20 protein-coding genes are annotated in these 21,591 nt (G+C 30.0%); 3 read left to right on the forward strand and 17 right to left on the reverse strand.

Annotated features, from left to right (window positions below; genetic code table 11):
- Positions 1-380: 380 nt before the first annotated feature.
- The 12 genes from CUEA01_RS16685 to CUEA01_RS16740 all read right to left on the reverse strand — a co-directional run bounded on the left by CUEA01_RS16685 (position 381) and on the right by CUEA01_RS16740 (position 13,275).
- Positions 381-1,784, reverse strand: a complete 1,404-nt coding sequence (locus tag CUEA01_RS16685) for a HAMP domain-containing sensor histidine kinase (RefSeq protein ID WP_234122872.1) — start codon at positions 1,782-1,784, stop codon at positions 381-383.
- On the reverse strand, positions 1,765-2,445 hold the full coding sequence (locus tag CUEA01_RS16690; protein ID WP_268906195.1) for a response regulator transcription factor: 681 nt from the start codon (positions 2,443-2,445) through the stop codon (positions 1,765-1,767). The genes CUEA01_RS16685 and CUEA01_RS16690 overlap by 20 nt, the downstream gene beginning before the upstream one ends.
- Before the next feature lie 387 nt (positions 2,446-2,832).
- Complete coding sequence (locus CUEA01_RS16695; protein WP_234122874.1) at positions 2,833-3,156, reverse strand: hypothetical protein; 324 nt, start codon at positions 3,154-3,156, stop codon at positions 2,833-2,835.
- A gap of 180 nt (positions 3,157-3,336) precedes the next feature.
- Positions 3,337-3,510 carry a hypothetical protein gene (locus CUEA01_RS16700; RefSeq protein WP_234122876.1) on the reverse strand — a complete coding sequence of 58 codons (174 nt, stop codon included), beginning with the start codon at positions 3,508-3,510 and terminating at the stop codon, positions 3,337-3,339.
- 13 nt (positions 3,511-3,523) lie between these two features.
- On the reverse strand, positions 3,524-4,813 hold the full coding sequence (locus CUEA01_RS16705; RefSeq protein ID WP_234122877.1) for a helix-turn-helix transcriptional regulator: 1,290 nt from the start codon (positions 4,811-4,813) through the stop codon (positions 3,524-3,526).
- 331 nt (positions 4,814-5,144) lie between these two features.
- A complete protein-coding gene (locus CUEA01_RS16710; protein ID WP_234122879.1) occupies positions 5,145-6,011 on the reverse strand; it encodes an SDR family oxidoreductase in 867 nt (288 codons plus the stop codon).
- A 214-nt stretch (positions 6,012-6,225) separates the two neighbouring features.
- Positions 6,226-7,017 carry an ABC transporter permease gene (locus CUEA01_RS16715; protein ID WP_234122880.1) on the reverse strand — a complete coding sequence of 264 codons (792 nt, stop codon included), beginning with the start codon at positions 7,015-7,017 and terminating at the stop codon, positions 6,226-6,228.
- 6 nt (positions 7,018-7,023) lie between these two features.
- Positions 7,024-7,842, reverse strand: a complete 819-nt coding sequence (locus CUEA01_RS16720; protein WP_234122881.1) for an ABC transporter permease — start codon at positions 7,840-7,842, stop codon at positions 7,024-7,026.
- A gap of 3 nt (positions 7,843-7,845) precedes the next feature.
- Entirely contained in the window at positions 7,846-8,841 is a 996-nt protein-coding gene (locus tag CUEA01_RS16725) for an ABC transporter ATP-binding protein (protein ID WP_234122882.1), read from the reverse strand.
- 332 nt (positions 8,842-9,173) lie between these two features.
- Positions 9,174-10,442, reverse strand: a complete 1,269-nt coding sequence (locus CUEA01_RS16730; protein WP_234122883.1) for an L-cysteine desulfidase family protein — start codon at positions 10,440-10,442, stop codon at positions 9,174-9,176.
- Positions 10,442-11,104, reverse strand: coding sequence for a helix-turn-helix transcriptional regulator (locus tag CUEA01_RS25185; RefSeq protein ID WP_234122884.1), 663 nt, complete (start codon positions 11,102-11,104; stop codon positions 10,442-10,444). The genes CUEA01_RS16730 and CUEA01_RS25185 overlap by 1 nt, the downstream gene beginning before the upstream one ends.
- 176 nt (positions 11,105-11,280) lie before the next feature.
- Positions 11,281-13,275, reverse strand: coding sequence for a methyl-accepting chemotaxis protein (locus CUEA01_RS16740; protein WP_234122885.1), 1,995 nt, complete (start codon positions 13,273-13,275; stop codon positions 11,281-11,283).
- A gap of 968 nt (positions 13,276-14,243) precedes the next feature.
- Between CUEA01_RS16740 and CUEA01_RS16745 the strand changes: the two genes are divergently transcribed.
- A complete protein-coding gene (locus CUEA01_RS16745) occupies positions 14,244-14,543 on the forward strand; it encodes a hypothetical protein (RefSeq protein ID WP_234122887.1) in 300 nt (99 codons plus the stop codon).
- A 128-nt stretch (positions 14,544-14,671) separates the two neighbouring features.
- Here the strand turns inward: CUEA01_RS16745 and CUEA01_RS25310 are convergent, their stop codons facing one another.
- The 4 genes from CUEA01_RS25310 to CUEA01_RS16765 form a co-directional block, all read right to left on the reverse strand.
- Positions 14,672-14,809 (reverse strand): four-helix bundle copper-binding protein, encoded by a 138-nt coding sequence (locus CUEA01_RS25310; protein ID WP_407929269.1) that lies wholly within the window; start codon positions 14,807-14,809, stop codon positions 14,672-14,674.
- Positions 14,810-14,817: 8 nt separating this feature from the next.
- Positions 14,818-15,930 carry a 2-methylaconitate cis-trans isomerase PrpF family protein gene (locus tag CUEA01_RS16750; protein WP_234122888.1) on the reverse strand — a complete coding sequence of 371 codons (1,113 nt, stop codon included), beginning with the start codon at positions 15,928-15,930 and terminating at the stop codon, positions 14,818-14,820.
- Between the two features lie 79 nt (positions 15,931-16,009).
- Positions 16,010-17,944, reverse strand: a complete 1,935-nt coding sequence (locus CUEA01_RS16755; RefSeq protein ID WP_234122890.1) for an aconitate hydratase — start codon at positions 17,942-17,944, stop codon at positions 16,010-16,012.
- A 398-nt stretch (positions 17,945-18,342) separates the two neighbouring features.
- Positions 18,343-19,017 (reverse strand): GntR family transcriptional regulator, encoded by a 675-nt coding sequence (locus CUEA01_RS16765; RefSeq protein ID WP_234122894.1) that lies wholly within the window; start codon positions 19,015-19,017, stop codon positions 18,343-18,345.
- A 300-nt stretch (positions 19,018-19,317) separates the two neighbouring features.
- Between CUEA01_RS16765 and CUEA01_RS16770 the strand changes: the two genes are divergently transcribed.
- Positions 19,318-19,731 (forward strand): YgaP-like transmembrane domain, encoded by a 414-nt coding sequence (locus CUEA01_RS16770; RefSeq protein ID WP_234122896.1) that lies wholly within the window; start codon positions 19,318-19,320, stop codon positions 19,729-19,731.
- A gap of 72 nt (positions 19,732-19,803) precedes the next feature.
- The gene (locus CUEA01_RS16775; protein WP_234122897.1) at positions 19,804-20,469 is read left to right on the forward strand and encodes a DUF421 domain-containing protein; all 666 of its coding nucleotides are present in this window, start codon (positions 19,804-19,806) and stop codon (positions 20,467-20,469) included.
- Between the two features lie 333 nt (positions 20,470-20,802).
- Here the strand turns inward: CUEA01_RS16775 and CUEA01_RS16780 are convergent, their stop codons facing one another.
- Entirely contained in the window at positions 20,803-21,555 is a 753-nt protein-coding gene (locus CUEA01_RS16780; protein ID WP_234122898.1) for a hypothetical protein, read from the reverse strand.
- Between the last annotated feature and the right edge of the window lie 36 nt (positions 21,556-21,591).

A 21,591-nucleotide genomic window follows, 5' to 3' on the forward strand; every position in this document is an offset into this window, starting at 1 on the left:
TCTTTATATAGTGAAACTAGTGCGAAACTTAAACTATTTATGTTCCAAAATACCAATCTTCAAGGGATTATGGTGCATATATAGCTTGTAGTTGAGCTAGTTTCTCTCTAGATATACTACTTTAAAAATCTAAATTGCAAATTGTTTATCTCTAATACATCCCTTATTTATGTTATAAATTATCAACAATCTAGATTAAATTTAGATTAAAAAACCCTTAGATTTGCCTTAAAAATGATTGGAATTTAATTAAAACATATCCAAATAATAAAAGGGCAGATGCATCCTTTAATGCACCGCCCCTTGTTATTTTTATAGTTTCAAGACAATTAGCTTCTTAGATTTATGACATTTATTTAATGTCATACAATATTATTGATTTACCTTAATTTTAATATTATCATTACTTTTGTCCATTTACCTTCTTCACTTTTTATATCTATATTACCTTTATTCACCTCTGCAATCCATTTAGCAATAGATAAGCCAAGTCCTGATCCTCCTACTTCTTTAGTTCTTGATTTATCTACAACATAAAATCTATTAAATATATTTTCAATTTCATCCTTAGGTATTCCAATTCCATTATCGCTAACAGTTATCCGTGCTGTATTTAAAGATACTTCTAAACTTACATCTATGCTTCCATTAACTGGTGTAAATTTAATACTATTATCTATAAATATTCTTAACATTTGCTTTATCATCTTATAATCTGCCATAATCTCCACAGCCTCATTTTTAGTACAGGATATTTTACGATTTTTCTCTATAAGCTTACTTTCTTTCACTACTTCATCAATTAATTCATTAAGCCAAAATTTGTTTTTTTCTACTAATTGAATACCACTATCCCCCTTAGCCAGAAAAAGCAACTTTTCAATTAAACTTGCCATATTGTCAGCCTCTACTTTAATGCCATAAATTGACTTTTCTAATGCCTCTGCATCATTCTTCCCCCACCTATTAAGCAAATTCGCGTATCCTTGAATAATTGCTATAGGAGTTCTAAGTTCATGAGAAGCATCTGACACAAATTGCGACTGCCTATTGAAAGCTCCTTGAAGTCTATCTATCATATTATTAAAAGTATTAGCTAGCCTTTTAAGCTCATCGTCAGGACCTTTTACATATATTCTTTCTTTTAAATTATTGGCACTTATATTTTGAGCAGTATTAGTTATATAATCAATGTACTTTAACATTCTCTTACTTACCATGTATCCCAGTATTATTGATATTATAATACCTATAAAATCAGCTGCAGCCATAACAACAAACAATACCTTCATAAAAAGATATTCACTGTGCATATCTTTTACTATTTGAACATACACAGTGCCATTTTTATAGCTTTTAAAAGAAACATTGTTATATATATAATGTCTTTCATTATCTTTAATGTGCTTTTCTATTCCGCTTCCTTTATTGTGTACTTGCTTAATTTTATAATCAAAGCCTGGCGATAAATTTAATACTTTTCCATTCTGATCCGTTATTTTTAAAAATATGTTTTCCTTAGAAGGTACATCAGAAAAAAGTCTCTTATCAGTTAGCGCTATTGTGTTACTTCGAGAGGTAACTTTATTTGACATTATAGTTTGCATATCCTCTATTTGCTTATTGGCTTGACTATAAAGATAATATTTTACGCCAAATAAAATTGATGCATTTAAAATAAGCAGTCCTAAAGAAAACATAATAGCATAAATCACAGTTAACTTTGTGGAAATCTTTGCACTCTTAATTTTCTTAAAAAAGCATTTAATTCTCTTTAATAACATAGCCTACACCTCTTATAGTAGATATAAGTTTTTCTTGAAAATCGTCATCTATCTTGCTTCTTAAATATCTTATAAATACATCTACTACATTTGTATCTCCAGAGTAATCATATCCCCAAACTTCCTCTATCAATTTTTCCCTTGTAAGTACAATATTTTTATTAATTAGAAGCATTTCAAGAAGATCATACTCTTTTTTTGTGAGTTCAATTAGTTTGCCAGCTCTCCATACTTGATGTTTTTTATTATCTAAAACTATATCCTTAACTTTAATCAATTTATCATTATTTTTTAACATTGCACTTCTTTCATGCACTCTTATTCTTGCTAACAATTCTTCTATGGCAAAGGGTTTAGTTATATAATCATTTGCCCCTGCATCCAGTCCTAAAACCTTATCAGTTATATCACTTTTAGCTGTAAGCATTACAATAGGCACATTAGAAAACTGCCTTATTCTTCTGCAAACCTCCACACCATTTAATTTGGGAATCATAATATCAAGAAGTATTAAATTATATTCTGTGCTATCTACTTTATTTAAAGCCTCTCTACCGTCGTATGCTATATCTACTTCATAACCTTCATGCTTAAGCTCTAACTCTATAAATATTGTCATTTGCTTTTCATCTTCTACTAAAAGAATCTTAAAATTTTTCAAATTATCACCTTCTTATTGAAGCAGAGTACAGATGACAGAGTACAGAGTACAATGAATGATGATTTACCTTTCGCTTTGCTTAGGTAAATCTTAAACTTAAATGGTTTCAGCTTCGCTGAACGCCATACATCGCACAATTGCGCAGCAATAAAAAAATAAGTTTTCAGATTTTTCGTAGTGCTAACGGAGAAAAATCATCCTTCGTTGTACTCTGTACTCTGTACTCTGTACTCTGTACTCTGCGTTAAATTGTAATTTCTCTGTTTCAACTGGCATATCTCTAATTAAAACCAACTACACTTATCGAATATACTTAAAATATTAAAAATCTATTAAAAAAATAAATCCAAGCCAATCAAACAGCTTGAATTTTAATTCTAATTTTTATTATTTTGCGGACTTTAAATAAGTTATATCATAACAATTTGTTTTAGTAACATTAATTACTGCATTAATGTCCTTCCTTAAATTATCAATACTTTCTTTAGTTTCCGTTCTAAATTCTGTCAAATCAGCGGTTTGTTCATGAACACTATCAAGCTTTTTCTCAATTCTTTCTTGACCTTCTTCTAACTTCTTTTGACCTTCCTCTAGCTTCTTTTGACCTTCTGTTAAATTCTTTTGGCCCTCTTCTAATCTTTCTAAACGCTCAGAAGTTTTTACTTGTTCCTTTTGAATTTGCTTTAGTATTTCCAATATTTCATTCTCCATAAATACCACCTCATTTCATCTTATTTTACCCTATTTTTAATATCTATACAATATTAATTTTATCACTAAAGCTATAACTAATATTGCCATAACAATAACTTAATTCTAAACCAAAACAACATAAAAATTCTCCTGTAACTTCCACACTACAGGAGAATCTTTAATTTTATCATTTTAATATTAATGTAAAAAATAATTATTAAATACTAGGTGAACTGAATAAAACTTCATATACCCACCATCAATATCACCTAATGTTTTTGTAGTATTAAAATTTATAATTATTGCTGAAAAAAATAATATTGCACATAAAGCAAATATGATTGGTAGTTTCTTTTTCCTTTTTAATTTCATAGTAATATTCCCCCTATTCAAATTTTAAAGCAAATTTAGTTATTTCTTTAATTTTTTTCATGTTATTGCTATAAAAATCAACTAACTTTAAAATAAGCTTTTGACTAAGCTTTTCCTCATTACTTGCAAGAAAAAAAACTTCATCTTTTATATCTTCCATTTTATCACAATCGTTTAAAGTATTATATATATCTATTAAAGAGCTAAGTATTTTATTAACTAAAAAGTAATCTTTTTGCTTTTTAGCAAGTTTTAAAGACTTAAGGCAATAATTCTCCCCATTCTTTAAATCACCAAGATATTTATACGTTAATCCTACTTCAAAATATATATTCGCATATTCAACATCATCAGAATGTGGCAAATCATTAATTATAATTTTAAGGCTATTTATTATATTATCGGTTTCATTAAGTTTCATATAAACATTTATAAGATTTATATGTGTAACTAATTTCATATATATGTTATTACTTTCTATTATTTTTATAAGCTTAAAATATATTTCAAGCGCCTCTTCATAATTTCCCAAATTCTTCAAACAAACAGCTTTTGTAGTTAAAACTTTAAAATATTTATGAATATCACTCTCATCAATTAATTGTTCTGCCTTATTTAACATATCCAATGCATTAGTAAAATTTTTTGATCTTTCATATGAAACAGCACTATTATAAATAAAAATAATAGTATTCTCTTTAGACATGCCTAAAAAACGATTAAGTGCAAATTCACAACATTTTATACTCTCACTATAATTTCCAATATAGCCATAAACCATTGATAACTTTCTTAAAAGTGTCAATAAATTCTCTGTTAATTCTATTTTATTTGTTAGTTCCAAGGCTCTTTCATAATAAGAAATGCTTTTATAAATCTCAGCTTGATTATAAAAATAATCCCCAGCTAATTCATATATTATTATTTTTTTCTCTTTAATATCCCAATTTATTAAAAATTCTTCTGTATCTTTAAGAACCCCAATAAAACTATTGTCTTTAGAAATACTTAATGCTTTTAATTCCGCTATGTAATCATCAAGAACCTTAGTGGCTTGTTTAATTTGATTTTCTGTCAAATAATCAACTGTTTCTGTAACCTTAACCCCCTTCTTTTTACCAATTTCCGTTAAATTTTTTATGATTATCTCTGCTGTCTTTTTAGTTATATTTGCTTTGTTGGTTTCTATTTCACTTATTAGGTTTCTTGTTATATCTTCACCAGAAATCTCATCCTGCTTTAGATTATACTTTTTTCGAATGTTTTTAATCTTTTCACCATCCGTCATCACCAATTTTTCCATTTTCTAAGCTCCCCTTTATTTACACAAGTTATCTCAATTACCAATAATTATAGCAAACTTAAAAATTTTTGTAAACAAATTTCATTACAATTCTAAAATCATTTGCAATAAAAAGCCGTCTAAGATTTGATATTAGCAAAAATGGACTGTCTAACAAGTCTATTTTATACACAAATCTTAAATATTACGAAGCAAAGTGTAGTGGGATTAATCAAATAACCTTTGATTAATCCCACTACACTTTGCTTCACAATATATAATTGTTTTGTAATTTAAAACAATTTAAAAGCTATTTTCTTATACTATCCTCATTTGCTTTAAAATGCCTAATTCAAGCATTAACTATTTCCCCACCATTAACATGAATAGTCTGACCTGTAATATATGAAGCACAATCTGAAGCTAAAAATACATAAGCACCAGCACACTCAACTGGCTGTCCTGCTCTTCCAATTGGAGTATCGGAACCAAACTTTGCAACTTCTTCCTGACCAAAAGATGATGGAATAAATGGTGTCCAAATTGGTCCTGGAGCAACAGCATTTACCCTTATGCCAGTTTTCCCCTTTGCTAGCGCTGTGGATAAAGATCTTGTAAATGCTACAATAGCTCCCTTAGTCATTGAATAATCTATTAAAGTTTCATTTCCTTTAAAAGCTACTACTGAAGCTGTGTTTATTATGCATCCACCAGCTTTTAGATGCTGCATAGCTGCTCTTGTCATATAAAAAGTCCCATATACGTTAGTTTTAAAGGTTTTATCAAACTGCTCATCAGGTAATTGTTTTATATCCTTACATTCATATTGAACAGCAGCATTGTTTACCAATATATCTATTTTCCCATATTCCTTAATAGTTTTATCTATAACGGTATTACAAAAATCAACTTGGCTTATATCCCCACAAATTAATGTACATTTTCTTCCAAGTCCATCTATGATTTTTTTAGTATCTTCCGCATCTTTATTTTCATTAAAATAAGCAATAACTATATCTGCCCCCTGATTAGCATATGCTACGGAAACAGCCCTTCCAATACCACTGTCGCCTCCTGTGATTATGGCAACTTTGCCACTTAAAAGTTCTCCTTTTTTATTATAAGCTTCGTCATTATAAATTGGAGCTGGATTCATTTCATATTCAAAACCCGGATGATGATTTTGATGTTGCATAGGAAAAGATGATGGAAAGTTCATGTTTTATTCCTCCTTTAATTAATGCTTTACTTTGTACTCTATTCTAGTATTTCCAAAACACATAAAAAAATCAGCCTCAAAATAATTTTCCAATCATTTTGAAACTGTTTTACTATGTTTTAAATAAGTGTGAAAATCAACACTTATTTAAAACATAGCCTAAATTTATTAAGGCTTTGATCATTGTGTCTTATTTCGCAAAGCTTATTGTTATTTAACTTCCAGAACTTTCGTACCTCTTCATCCCTTTAAGCCATATGAAATAAGCTATAAATATACTTATAACACTAATTAACAAAGTTAATATTATGCCATAAAAAAAACTTACTTTACCAAGAAAATAGGCTCCTGGAAAATACCCTGTAAATGCAAAAGGTATAATAAAAGTTAATATACCGCTTATTACTTTAGGATATATACCCATTGGATATTTAGCAAAACTACTTAATTGATATGTCATAAACAAATAGCTTTGTGCAAATTTAACCCAAAAGGCTATACTTGCAACAGCAAGCTTAATTGCGGTATATATAAAACTTGCAAATATTATTACAATTATCATAAGTAATAAATTTAAAAATGTTAGTTTTATATTTAATTTGCTATATGAAGTCACCACTAAAATTACTCCAATAATTATTTCTCCAAAACCATCCGGCTGAAATCTTTCTGCTATAAGTTGAAATAATGGATTTAATGGTCTTATTAAATATCTATCAAAATTACCTTGTACTATTATATTTCCACTTAACATCCACAAGTTGTCCGTAAGTACATGATCAATTCCCCTTGGTATTTGTGCAAATCCGTAAATAAATAGAATTTCATAAAAACTCCATCCAGCTAAACTTGGTATATTGTTAAATATAAGTTGTATAAAAACTACTCCAGTTAATTGAACGAAGATAAAACCTATTAATCCTAATACAAAATCTATTCTATACTCCATTAAAGATTTTACGTATTGTTTAAGAAACTGTATATATAATTTAAAATATCTCTTCATAATGAATTAACCTCCTAGAATAGTAAGTTTTTTAATCAAACCATTCCACATAACCTTGGCAACTATGGATAACACTATCATCCAAAATATTTGAATTGATAATGCCTTTATTAATGAAGTACCTGTTAATTTTCCTAAATATATCATTGATGGTGTATATATTGCCGAACTAAATGGCAAAACTTCTATAACTTTTTGGAGTATCTTAGGGAAAAACACTATTGGTATTAAAGCACCAGATAACAATTGTGTTATAGCCTGCATTATTTGAGATAATCCCCACATATTTGTTATTTTAAAGGAAAGCAGTGCAAAACAATAACTATAATAAAAATTAATGAATACTCCTATTATAGTGCTAGCTAAATATAATAGAATATTTATAATGCTTAAACTTCCCGTATAGCTATAGAATAATACGCTTATGCCAATAAAACCAACTATAAATATTAATGTAAAATTATACATCACATTTCCCAAAGCCTGAAACATCATTCTTTTCTCATAACTAATGGGCCTTATAAGATTAATAGCAATAGAACCATCCCTTACTTCTTTATATACGTCACTTAATATATCAACGGAAATGATTAAACTTGTTAGGAACGATATCAATATATATATAATCATTTGATTTAAGGAAAATCCATTTATTGTAGCACTTGAAGAACTCCTATATATGGCCTTCCAAAGATAGTAACTTACTGCAAGCATCATAAATTCTCCGATTAAAAATATAATTACGTTAGCTTTATAGGATAACAGCCTTTGAAAAACATTAGTTGCAAAGGGTAGATACATTTTTAACTTATTTCTTCTTTTCACTTTCTACACCCCGCTTCTATATATCTTCTTAACAATATCCTCTATGCTTGTCTCACTTATAGAGAAATCTAAAATATGGAACTTTCCAATTAATTTTTGAATTATATCTGCTGCCGAAATATTATTCTTATTAAAGTTTATATTAACTTTATTATCCACAGTCTTAATTTCTATATTTTCAGCATCTAGATTCTTAATAAAATTAACTTCTTGAAGTTCTACTTTTTCTTTCATTTGAACTTCTATACCTGTCATATATCCGTATTTTTCCTTTATTTTACTTACACTTCCATCATATATTTTCTTTCCATTGTCTATTATGATTATTCTATTGCATAATTCTTCAATATCATCTAAATCGTGAGTGGTTAATATTATAGTTGTTCCATATTCCTCATTAATTTTTTTTATGGCTTTTCTGACATTTTCCTTTACTACCACATCTAACCCTATTGTCGGCTCATCAAGGTATATAACCTTTGGATTATGAATAAAAGCTGCTGCAAGATCTGCCCTCATTCGCTGTCCCAACGAAAGTGTTCTTACTGGGCTAAGCATAAAATCCTCTAGTCCTAAGGTTTCATTTAAAAAATCCATTCTTTCCTTAAACGCTTTTTCTTCTACATCATATATATCCCTTAATAGTGAAAATGTCTCCGATAAGGGTAAGTCCCACCACAACTGTGTTTTCTGACCAAAAACCACACCTATATTTTTCGCATTTTCTTGTCGCTTTTCATAAGGAACGATACCGTTTACAAGCACACTGCCTGAAGTTGGCGTTAATATTCCTGTCATCATTTTAATTGTTGTAGATTTCCCTGCACCATTAGCCCCTATGTATCCCACAACCTCGCCATCAGCAATATTAAAACTTATATTGTCAACTGCAGTTTTAATAGTATATTCTCTTGAAAAAAATGATTTTATCGCTCCTCTAAACCCTGGATATTTTTTGTTCATTTTAAATTCCCTTTTTAAATTTTGTACTTCTATCAATCGAACCAACCCTCCCCGCTTTTATCTAGTATAGCATTTTATGTTATTCATTCTAATATTATACATCCTAGTGCAATCGGTTGCAAGAAGTAATAAATCAAAGTACAAAGTATAAAGTACTGAGTACAATGAAGGTTGATTTTCTTAAGTTTCACCCCAGAAAATCTTAAAACTTATTTTTAATTGCTTACGCAATCGCGTCATTACTTTTGTCAGCAAAGCTGACAAAAGTTAAGTTTAAGATTTACCTAACGCAAGGAAAGGTAAATCAACCTTCATTGTACTCTGTACTCTGTACTTTGTACTCTGTTTCAGTTGTTTCTCAATGTTTATTATTTGCAAGTCATTATATTCAGTATTACATCATCTGCTTCTTTTAAGCCCTTTGTGCCAAGCTCGCATAGATTTTTTATAGTTTTTTCAACGTCTTTATCAATTATTCCATCATTTTGTGATATCTCAACATCATTTAAAGCAAGCATCGAGGCTTGAATGGCTGCACTTACACCTGTGGACACTTTTAGGGCACATCCACATTTTGCTCCATCGCATACCATTCCTGATATATCACCTATCATATTTTTAATTGCATATTTTATATTTTCAAGTTTCCCACCTAAAATATAAGTTATACCACAACACGCTCCAGTTGACGCAACCACACAACCGCACAAAGCTGATAGTCTTCCAAGATTTCTTTTTATATGTATAGCTATTAAATTACTAAGTGCAAGAGCTCTTATTAAAGTTTCTTCGTCAATTTCTAACTTTTCTGCCACTGCTAAAACCGGTAGTGAAACTGTTATGCCTTGATTTCCACTACCAGAGTTAGTCATTACAGGGAGTGGACATCCTGCCATTCTTGCATCTACAGCTGCTGCCGTAACATATTTTGCATTAACCTCTATATTTTCTTTAATTATACCCTTTTGCACACTGCTACGAAGATTCTTTCCAACTCCTAATCCGTAATTATTTATTAAAGCTTCGTCAGATAATTTTTTATTTATCAAAGCTCCCTTAAGTAAAAAACTAATTTCATTAATATCAATTTCATTTACAAATTTATATATATCATCTACAGTAATTTCTTGTTCATTTTCACTATTGATGCTATCCTTACTTTGAATCCCCTTTTCAAAAATCTTTTTTCCATTATATTCAACCATCACTATATTAGTATGATTACCTTTTATAATAACTCTCGAGCATTCATCTTTATATTTACATATTGCTTCAATATAAAGTTTTTCTTCAGTATCCTTACGCTTAATATTTACCCTTTTTTCATCAATCATTTTTTGAGACGCTTTAACATCTTCTGCTTTAACATCTGACAGCACTTCTAATAATTTATTTGAATTTCCACTGAAAGCACCAAGTGCTGCTGCAATATGAAGTCCAATCATACCTGTTCCTGGTATTCCAACTCCCATGCCATTTTTAAGTATATTTGCGCTAGCTAATATTTCTATGGTTTCAGGCAGCTTTCCTAAAGTCTCTCTACATTTTGCGGTTGCTAAAGCCACAGCCACAGGTTCTGTGCAACCAAGCGCAAGTACAACTTCCTTATTCAATAATTCAAGCATTGTTTTGTACATTAACTCTCACTTCCTTCTTTTTTAATTTTATTTAAATACCTATATATTGTTGCCTCTGATGTTTTTAATTTTAATGCTGTTTCAGTCACAGTCCCTTTTAACAAAAAAACTCCACTTTCATATAACTTTTTTACAACCATAACCTTCTCTTCTTTTGACATACGTTCTGGAGGTATTCCTATGTTTTTAATAATCTCCTCCATACTCTCAACTGCAACTTCTTCAACGGAATTATCAAATCTTTCTACTTCTTCCTCTTTTAAATTATTTTCTTCTATATTTATAAATTCATCTAGAAAGTCTTTAAATTCTTTAAACCTATCTAAATTCATATTTATACACAACATACCTACAATTTCATTATTATCATCTTTTATAAAATATGTTGAAGACTTTAGCGTTTTGCCACTAGAAGATATCCCCTTGTAATTTGTTAAATAATCCTTATTATTGTACTTTCCATCCTTTAATACTTTTAAGACTAAATTTGTAGCAGGTGCTCCAATATTTCTGCCGCTTACTTGTCCATTTGCAATAGCAACAACTGACTTATCTATACTTGTTATGTCATGCAGTGTAACTTCTGTATTTTTTCCTAAAACTTCACCTAAAAAACTTACTAGTGGCACATATTTTTTTAAATAAGCATTAATTTTTGTCACGCTCCCCCACCATGTATAGTGAAACTACCAAAATAAATTTGCAGCATAATGCCAAAAGACAGTATTTTGTGCAAATTATTTATCACTGTAATAATTATTTATTAGTATACCAATTTACTTATAAATTTGCAACAAAAAGGTTGTTGCAAAACATATATTTTACAACAACCTTTTCACTAGATTTTAAACTTTATTACCATTTCATTAAGTTTTTCAGCAAGCTCAGCTTGGTTTTGTGCCGTTTTTGAAACTTGTTCTACGGCCTTTACTGTTTCGTCCATACTTTGTTCTATTACTTCAGCATGCTCAGATGATTTCTGTGCACTTACAGCCATATTCTGTATTGCAAAACTTACCTGACCTACTGCACTATCAATTTCTTCTGACATTGTTGATATTTTTTCCGACATATTATCAACGAAATTTGAATCATTATAATATTGATTTGCCATATTCTGAAAATCTTCAAATTGCGGATCTACATTTTTATTTATGAATTCTAACATATCATTACTGTTATCAGAACTATGTTTAAATACATTTTCTAATTTTTCAATTGTATTCTGGATAACTATTACAGACTCAGAAGTTTGATGAGCAAGTTTTCCAACTTCATCTGCAACCACTGCAAATCCTTTGCCATGTTCTCCAGCTCTTGCTGCTTCTATGGACGCATTAAGTGAAAGTAAATTTGTTTGTTCCGATATGCCTGCTATTGTCTCTGCCATGGCTTTTATATTTTCTACAACTTTTGCCTCTTCAATTGATTCTAATACTCTTTGTCTTTTTTCCTTATATATATCTCGTGTTCTTTCTATGGAAATTTCACCTTTATCTCTAATTTTCATAGCTCTTTGTTTAGATTGACTAGAAACATTTCTTCCTTCTAAAGCCTTTTCTGACAAATTACTTATACCTGAATTTACTTCTTCTATAGCTGCGCTTATTTCCTGTGAAGATGCACTTGTTTCTTGTATTCCCTCACTTATATTTTTTGTTGCCTCATTTATTGAGGCAAACTTTGATGTAAGTTCCTCAGTTGTCGCTGAAAGTTCCTCACTAGTGGCACTTATATCCTCAGATCCATTTTTTATTTCCTTAATTAACCCTGCAAATTCATCATTCATTACCTTAAATGCCTTAGCAAGTCTGCCTGTCTCATCTTTGTATTTTAGCAAAAAATCATGTCTATCATCATATGTTAAATCCAACCTAGATATTTTATTTACCATTTCAGATAAGCAAATTATTGGATATGTTAATTTTCTTCCAAAATACATTGAAATTAAAATAGCAATCATTTGAGTAATTACTATAATCACAATAAATGATAATATCAAAGTATTAATAGGCTTCATTACTACTTTTACAGGAATTGAAAATCCAACTGTCCAGTTATTTACACTTACTTTAGATTTTATAAAGTACTTCTCTTCACCATTATAGTCTTTTAACTTAACATAATTGCTACTTAAAAGTTTTAAGTATTTTCCATTCATAACATTTTTAATATTTTGAAGACCTTTTTCCGTAGGCTTAAATGCCTTATTAGGATGTACAAGGATATTATTATTACTATCCAACAAAAATGCATAGCTACCATCTGCTATCTTTGCTTTTTCAAGAATGCTCGTAATTGATGATAGTTTAAGATCACAGCCTATTACGCCTATTACCTCTCCGTTCTTAGTTACAGGTTTAGCCACACTTATCATCATCTGCTTTGATTTTGCATCTAAAAATGGACTAGAATAAACCAAACCATTTTTTTCAATAGCGCTTTTATACCAATCCCTTTGAGTGCAATCAAAATCTGCAGGTGGAATCCAGCCACTTCCAACAATAATTTTTTTATTAGAAAATCCTATGTATACATCTGAAGCATATGTGTTACTTTGCAATTCCCTTTGGAAATATGCCATAATGCTTTTATTATCCAAATCCCCCATAAATTCTATGTGATTTGCCATTTCATTAATTATTTTACCTTGACCATCAAACCATCCATTAATTGTTTCTGCATATTTATTAGAAGTCTGCAGAAATTTTTCTTTTGATTCTTGTGTTATTGAATTGTAAGATATATAGTATGTAACTGCTGATGATAATATTAAGCCTAACGCACATACTAAGCAAATAACTAGTGTTATTTTTGATTTTATACTTCTCATAAACTTCCTCCCTTTTACCAAAAAAATCATATTAACTACTTACATATATTAACCATATTGAGCAATAATTTTATGTAATTAGTCATTTTTTCGAATTAGTATACATTTTACTATATTATTTTTAATTTTACAACGTTTATTCCTTACATATCCTCCAATGTAATTCATTACATTAGGAGATATATGTATTAGGTATCTCCTACTAATACAATCCTTTATTTAATGTACCATCTAAAGATATACTACCTGAAAAATAGAAATTATAACCACCAAGTTTATCCTGACAAATTACAATTTGAAAAGCAGAGTACAAAGTACAAAGTACAGAGTACAGTGAATGATGATTTGTCTTTCGCTTCTCTCAGGTAAATCTTAAACTTAAATGGTGTCAGCTTCGCTGAGCACCATATATGGTGCCATTGCGCAGCAATAAAAAAATAAGTTTTTAGATTTTTCGCAGTGCTAACGGAGAAAAATCGTCCTTCATTGTACTTTGTACTCTGTACTCCGTACTCTGTGTTAAATTGTAATTTAACATGATACATTTAGTGCTAGTAATTTTAATATTTCAAGTAGTTTATCTATACATATCTCAAACCATATGGTAAAATATGGTATATAGTGAACCTAGTTCACCTACAAACTATAGATAGACAACCTGAAAGTTTAAAATTAATAATACCAAATTCATCCTGTCACATTGCAATTTATCTCAGTGGACAATTGACATAAGATAGTGAAGGATGCTTTTTCTACGCGTGCGTAGAAAAATCTTAAGCTATAGCGTTCAGCGCAGATGACACTATTAAGTTTTAAGATTCACCTGAGCAGAGCGAAAGATAAATCATCATACATTGTGAATTGTGCATCGTGAACTGTGAATTAAAAAACATTTCTGCCAGGATAAACTTGGAATTTGTAATTTTAACATTTCAAGTTGTCTATCTATGAATACGGAGGTTGAGAAAATGAATTGTAACCAGGGTATAGAAAGTGAGAAATTGAAAAAATCCAATCTTTATGCTGAACTAATTGAATCAAATGAAAGGTTATTGAAATCAAATGCTGAAATTAACACAAAAATAGATAAGTTGTATTCTATTATAAATGATCAAGAAAAGAAACTTCAAAAAAAAGATGAAAAATTAATAAGTCTAATTATATCCCAAATGTATCCACACAAAAGTACTGAAAATAATGATATTAACATTGTAAATAGCATCCTTAAAAAATTCAAAACTATTATACCTAGCAAAAGTGAGCAATAATATGCTTAAAAAAAATTAAAGAACAAAGCTCCTTTCATTAGTCTCTGTGCTTTGTACTTTAATTAAAGACTATATTTTAAATAAGTGTTTATTTTCACACTTATTTAAAATATGGCCTAATTGAAATATTATTTACTAGCCATAGTTCTACATTCATTTGAACATTGCCTACAAGTATCTGCACAAACTTTACAGTGCTGATCTTGAAAAACACTACACTCAGTTGCACATTTATCACAAACTATTGAACATACATTACTAAATATAAGAGGACTTAATAATACTCTTCTCTCGTATAAACATAACCATCCATTATTCTACGTGCTGTTCTAAGAATTTTTACAGCTTCAATCTTTTCACCATTAAATTTAGCTATTGTACCTGTAACACCACCTGGATGACCAATTGTAATTTTATCACTACTACTTTGTACCAACTTATTAACTAAAGTTCCTTTGATACTAGCAGCCGCTGTTATGCATACTGCACCTGTTATTGCAAGTGCCTTATGTGGCTTTTGCATCGACATCATTCTAACCACTAAATCCATATCTTCTTTATTTCTTTTATTTCCGCTTAAATCTAAATAATCAGCTGGTGCTGATACAATTGTTGACTTTGGTATGGCTGGCGATTTTTTTGTTGCCTCTTCCTTACTTGCAAATCCACACATTTCAGCTGCTATAGAACGTATTTCTTCTATTAACTTTAACTTTTCATCTGTAAATTCATCTGGCAATTCAGTACCTTTTAGCCCAACATCTTCAGCATTAATAAAAACTAAAGGATTAGCTGCATCAACAATAGAAATACTTATTTTACCTATAGAAGTTTCTATAAAATCAATTACATTACCTGTAGGCAAAAGCTTCCCTGTAACAGATCCTTCTGGATTACAAAATCCAAGATATATCGGTGAACCTGGATTCGGTACCCCTGGAATATAAGCCTTACCTTCAGTTTTGGCGCGCCCATTTTCAATTTCTACTTCTGAAACTATTAATTTATTTGTATTTGTATTTAATATTCTTATTTCTGCCTTTTCACCTGTTGCTTCTACTAATCCCTCATCTATTGCAAATGGGCCTACTACCGAAGAAATATTTCCGCAATTTCCTTTAAAATCAACTACTCTATCCGTTAAACTAACTTGAGCAAAAGTATATTCAACATCATACTCTTTGCTATCTGATTTTTTTATTATTGCAACTTTACTCGTCAATGAATTAGCTCCACCTAAACCATCAATTTGTCTTGCATCTGGGCTTCCCATTACATCTAAAAGAAAATCTGACCATTTAATTTTATCTTTCGGCATATCCTCATAATGAAATACCGCGGCTTTACTTGTACCGCCCCGCATTAAAACGCATTTAACTTTGTTCATAGTTAACGCTCCTTTAAGGTATATATTTTTTTATAATTACACTTTTTTTAATTTAAAACATAGCCTAATTCATTAATTATTACAGTAAGTTCTTAATAAAATTTAATTGTCCACCAGCTAATAACACTTCTTTTTGTCTATCTGAAAAGGTTGCATACACTTTAATTTCAAATCCTTGTGTTTCATTTGATACAACAAACTCACTTTTATTTACTAATCTCTTAACATCTTTAATTATTAATTTATCATCTTGATTTATTTTGTCGTAATCAGCTGGATGTGTAAATCTCAATGGTAAAATTCCATAATTAATTAAGTTATCATGATGAATTCTTGCAAAAGATTTTGCTAGAACTACTTGAATCCCTAAATACATAGGTGCAAGAGCAGCATGTTCTCTACTTGATCCTTGTCCATAGTTTTCTCCTGCTACTATAAATCCACCATTTTCACTTTCCTTTGCCCTTTTAGCAAATGTAGAATCTATACCATTAAACACATATTGTGATATAGCTGGAACATTTGATCTAAGTGGAAGAATTTTAGCACCAGCAGGCATAATATCATCAGTTGTAATATTATCTTCTACTTTTATAAGGCATGGTGCACTTATTACATCATCTAATTCTCCTCTTAATGGTAATGGCTTAATATTGGGTCCTCTTCTTACAACAACATCATCTGTATTTTCTACAGGTGCTTCTATCATTCTGTCATCTACAATACGATTCATTGATTCTTTTATTGATTCTAGAACTCTTACATCTATTACATCTTTTGGATCAGTTATTACCCCTGTTATCGCACTGGCTGCTGCAACTTCTGGACTTGCCAGATAAACTTGTGCATCTTTTGTTCCACTTCTACCTCTAAAGTTTCTATTAGAAGTTCTTAAAGAAACTCCAGCTGATGGTGGTGCTTGTCCTATTCCAACGCAAGGTCCACAAGCACTCTCAAGTACTCTAGCACCAGCAGAAATTAATTTTTGAAGTATTCCATCTCTTGCTATCATCTCAAAAACTTGTTTTGAACCTGCTGCCACAGAAAGGCTTACATCTTGATGAACACATTTTCCTTCTAATATAGCTGCTGCTTTAGCTAAATCACTATAAGATGCATTTGTACAGCTTCCTATAAACACTTGATGAAGTTTAGTAGTTTTAAGATCTTTTATTTTAACTACTTTATCAGGCATACTAGGTTGAGCTACCATTGGTTCTATTTCCCCAAGGCTTATTTCCATTATTCCATCATATTCAGCCTCTTCATCTGGTACTAATTCTATCCAGTCTTTTTCTCTTCCCTGTGCTTTCATGAATTCATAAGCTACTTTATCACTTGGGAAAATAGAAGTTGTTACTCCTAGTTCAGCTCCCATATTAGTTATTGTTTGTCTTTCAGTTATGCTTAAGGTTTCTACTCCTGAACCTGTGTATTCTAATATTTTTCCAACTCCACCTTTAACCGTCATAATTCTTAAAATTTCTAAGATAACGTCTTTAGCAGCAACTCCTGGTCTTAATTTTTCTGTCAGCTTAACATTGATTACTTGAGGCATCACTAATGGGAATGGCTGTCCTGCCATAGCCATTGCTACGCTCATTCCACCTGCACCTATGGCTATCATACCTAAAGCTCCTGATGTCGGTGTATGACTATCCGATCCCAATAAAGTTTTTCCTGGCACTGCAAATCTTTCTGTATGAAGTTGATGGCATATTCCATTACCTGGTCTTGAGCAATATATACCGTGTTTTTTTGCAATTGATTGTAAAAATAAGTGGTCATCTGCATTTTCAAAACCTGCTTGTAATGTATTATGGTCAATATAACTTACTGAAACTTCAGTTCTTACTTTAGGTATCCCTAATGCTTCAAATGCTAAGTATGCCATTGTGCCTGTAGCATCTTGTGTTAATGTCTGGTCAATTTTAATTGATATCTCTTCTCCAGCAATCATTTTTCCTTCTACTAAATGTGATTGTAGAATTTTTCTAGTTATATTTTGTTTCACTATTTTGTACCTGCCTTTCTTATAAATTAAAATTTAATATTGCCATTGTATACCTGTATACAATTTATGAGCTGACTCAACTTTTTAAATATAAAAAATTAATTATTCTTCCTCTATCATTAACTATTGCATCAATTGTTTCTCCCTGCGTTATTACTGTATTAACCTTGTCTATTATCGTAGTTATTCTTCTTTCAATATGTTTATAGATGTACAACTTGAGATATTGAAATTATAATATGTATCTCCATCACAAATTGTATACAGGTATACAATTTATGATGGTAAAGTATGTTGAACATGAATTTATTATATTACTTATTTTTATAATTTGCAATTTTTTTGCAGGTATACTTCAGCATTTATATCTTCTAATGTATACCTGCATACATTTATAATTAAAACAAATGAATCTCTTTTGAAAGAAACTTCTTAGCATTTATTGTATGCTCTCTACCTATTTGTTCAGCTAATATTTCATCTCTTTTTTCAAAAGCCTTTACAAGTGCTTCATGTTCTTCCATAGCTGCATTCCTTCTTTTATTCATAACCAAAGTGAAATTTCTTAATTTTGATAAATACTCATAAATCTGTTTCATTTGATCTATAAGTCTATTATTTTTACTCAAATAAAGTATAATATCATGAAACTCTCCATGCAACCTCCAATATTCTTTAATATCGTTATTATCAATACTCTGTTCCATTTTAGATATTTTCTCCTTTAAATCAGATATTTCTACTTTAGAAATATTAGTACATGCCAACCTAAATACTAATCCTTCTAAAACTTCTCTGATTTCATATATTTCTAAAATATCTGTTTTGGAAATTCCTTTAACAATAGTGCCCCTTCTTGGCAAATTTTCAGCTAATCCTTCAATTTCCAATTGTCTAAAAGCTTCTCTAACGGGAGTTCTACTTACACCCATTCCCTCAGCTATAGAAGTTTCAACTAATCTATCACCAGACTGAAAAGTTCCATTCATAATTGCCTTTCTAAGTCTCTCAAATACTATTTCCCTGATAGGCCTTAAATCAGTACTTTCTATCTTTTGAAATATTTGATCCATATATTCACTTCCCAATAAAATAATTATGTTAAATTACAATTGATATTTTATCACAATTCTAATTTCAAAACTATTATTAATAGGATATAGTTTCCTTTGGTCTGTAAAATTAAGTTCCATTTAAATTAATACATCTTTACTTAAAATTACTTCTAAATAAATGTATTGGCGATATTAAATAAAATTAATATAGAATTATTCTTTTATTTTTGTGCATAATAACTAATAAATCTAAAGAAGGGAGGAAGTTCGTCAAAGCAAACTTTCAAGATTTTATACTGTTTTGGCAACGATATTTTTATGACTTTAAGAGTTCCATCAACTATAAAAAGAGTAAGGTTACATACTAACAAATATATTAATGAAAAGATTAAAGAAAATACACTACGAAATATATCTTATTATACTGGCAAAGACAATAAGGAGATTATTGATAGAATAGAATTGCTTAATAGAGAATGGGATATTGAAAGGGTTCTTGAAACTAATGCAGCATCTGTCGTAATTTTAAGTACCATACTTGGCTTTAAAGTAAATAAAAAATGGTTTGCACTTTCTGGAATAGCAGGGGCATTTTTGTTACAGCACGCTATTCAAGGTTGGTGTCCACCAGTACCTGTTTTTAGGAGACTCGGAGTAAGGACTAGTTCAGAAATTAACTATGAAAAGCAAGCACTTAAAAATCTTCTCAATACCGATAAAAGCTTTTCCTAATAAATTAAAAAACATAAATACAAAATGTAACAAAGAAATAAGGATGTGACTACACTGAATGGGCATTTGTATTTGGCTTTTAGATCAATCATTACCTATTTTGTTTTATTAGGCTTTACAAGAGCTATGGGAAGAAAACAAATATCTCAATTAACTTTTTTTGATTATACGGTTGGAATAACTATAGGTTCCATTGCCGGTGTTGCCGCTGTTGATAGAAGCTTAAAAATTTCTGATGGCGTAATTTCAATTGCTATATGGAGTTTGCTTACTATTATAATCTCAGAAATAACTTTCAAGAATATTAATATAAGGCTTCTAGTTGACAGCGAGCCACTACTAATTATTGATAAAGGAAAAGTAATTTATAAAAATATGAAAAAAGCTAAGTATAACATAGGAGACTTATTAATGCAGTTACGAAATAAGGATATTTTTAATATTACTGAGGTAGAAATAGCTATTTTAGAGCCTGATGGTAAACTTAGTGTTTTAAAAAAATCAGAATTTAATTCTGTAACTGTAGGTGATATGAAACTAGCAGCTCCAAAAGTTGGCATGATGGTAGATCTTATTCTTGATGGGAATATATTATCCTCTCATTTATCTCTAATTAAAAAGGATGAAGCTTGGCTTACATCTCAATTGAAAGCAAGAAATATTAAAGATATAAAAACTGTAGTTTTTGCTGGTTTACAAGCTGATGGACAAATATATATCGTAAAAAACAATGCCTAGGGGCTTGGGTTGTCACATTTATTACATAACTTAAAATTATTGCGAACTAACTTAATCAATTCACAATTCACAGTTCACAATGCACAATGAAGGATGATTTGCCTTCCTTTTGTCAGGTAAATCTTAAATTTAAATACTATAAGCTTCGCTTAGCACCATAAATGGTGCTATTGCGCAAGCAATAAAAAAATAAGTTTTAAGATTTTCTGTAGCAAAGCGGAGGAAAATCTTCCTTCATTGTGAATTGTGCATCGTGAATTGTGAATTGATTTAATTCTCAATATTTATTATTTGTTCGACACCCCTTAAGCTTCTGGGCCATATATACTTAATCTATAATTCTTTGCTCACAATATGCAATGTCGCATAATCCTCTTCTACACTAATAATTCCCTCATCTTTATAGCCATTATTTTGAAACCATTTAAGATTGCCATTTGGAAATACACTTTTTTCGTCGCTAATTGCAATAATTTTTTTAAAGCGAGATTTTAAATTCTTTTCTAAGGCCTTAAGAGGATATGTTCTGTTATCAAATTGGTGATCATAAGAAATATATGAACATGTTAAAAATGCTGCATCTTCAGACCTTGGTATGTCATATGGAACAACCATAGACGATACAAACTCAGCGCCTCCAATTATTTTATCACCTTTAAAATGAAGATAACCCAAGAATTCATTGTTTATTTTTGATAAAAATTTACCTTTTGCTGTACATCCTTCACTACAGCCAGTCATTGTACAACAATTTTTCACATGATTTATTGTTGTACTGGTAAGCTCAATTAGCTTTCCCTCATATACCTTTGATGGTATGCTTACTATATATGCCTTTTCCTTAACCATCTCTCCATTTTGTATTTTATTAATAAGTTCCAAATTTATTGGTCCTCTCCATCTAATACAATCATCAAAAACAGTTAAAAAAGGAAAATACATATTCACCTTTTTAGCTAAAGCTTTATCATAAGTGATATCATAAAAATTAATGTTAAACACATTTGAATCTAGCTTATTTAGTAATTCTATTGTTTCATAACTTATAGGACATTGCATTCCCCAATAGTAAAAATCTATTTTCATTTGTAAGCCTCCATTTTTTTAGGCTATGTTTTAATA

This window comes from Clostridium hydrogenum, from assembly GCF_021432385.1.
In the GTDB taxonomy this organism is placed as follows: Bacteria; Bacillota; Clostridia; order Clostridiales; family Clostridiaceae; genus Clostridium_S; species Clostridium_S hydrogenum.